The sequence below is a fragment of the Arhodomonas sp. KWT genome (assembly GCF_010993615.1).
This window is the reverse complement of the sequence record NZ_WNXE01000862.1, coordinates 1-717: the sequence shown is the minus strand read 5'-3', so window position 1 is coordinate 717 and position 717 is coordinate 1. Positions and strand designations below refer to the sequence as shown.

Below are 717 nucleotides of genomic sequence, written 5' to 3'. Positions count from 1 at the left end.
GGGGACGTGCTGGTATTCCTGCCGAGCGAACGCGACATTCGCGAGACCGCGGAGGCACTGCGCAAGCACCATCCCACCGGTACCGAGATCCTGCCGCTGTTCGGCCGGCTCTCCGCGGCAGAGCAGCAGCGCGTGTTCGCCCCCCACGGCGGGCGGCGGGTGGTGCTCGCGACCAACGTCGCCGAGACCTCGCTGACCGTGCCCGGCATCCGCTACGTCGTCGACAGCGGCCTGGTGCGCCTGAGCCGCTACAGCTACCGCACCAAGGTCCAGCGCCTGCCCATTGAACCGATCTCCCAGGCAAGCGCGGACCAGCGCGCCGGGCGCTGCGGGCGTGTCGCCGCCGGCGTGTGCATCCGCCTCTACGGCCAGGATGACTACCAGTCCCGGCCCGAGTTCACCGACCCGGAGATCCTGCGGACCAACCTTGCCTCGGTGATCCTGCAGATGAAGTACCTCCGGCTCGGCGACATCGACGCCTTCCCCTTCGTCGAGCCGCCGGACCCGCGCTACGTCCGCGACGGACTGCGGCTGCTCCGCGAACTCGGTGCGCTGGACGACGCCGAGGCGCTCACCGAGCTGGGCCGGCGTATCGCGCGGCTGCCCATCGACCCGCGGATCGCCCGCATCCTGCTCGCCGGCGAGGACCACGGCTGCCTGCGCGAGGTGCTGATCCTCGCCGCCGCGCTATCCGTGCAGGACCCGCGCGAGCGCCCC

1 protein-coding gene is annotated in these 717 nt (G+C 71.8%); it reads left to right on the top strand.

The window, feature by feature from the left end:
* Nucleotides 1-717, top strand: a 717-nt coding sequence (locus G7A99_RS22925; protein WP_256379739.1) for a helicase-related protein, incomplete at both ends; no start/stop codon positions are given.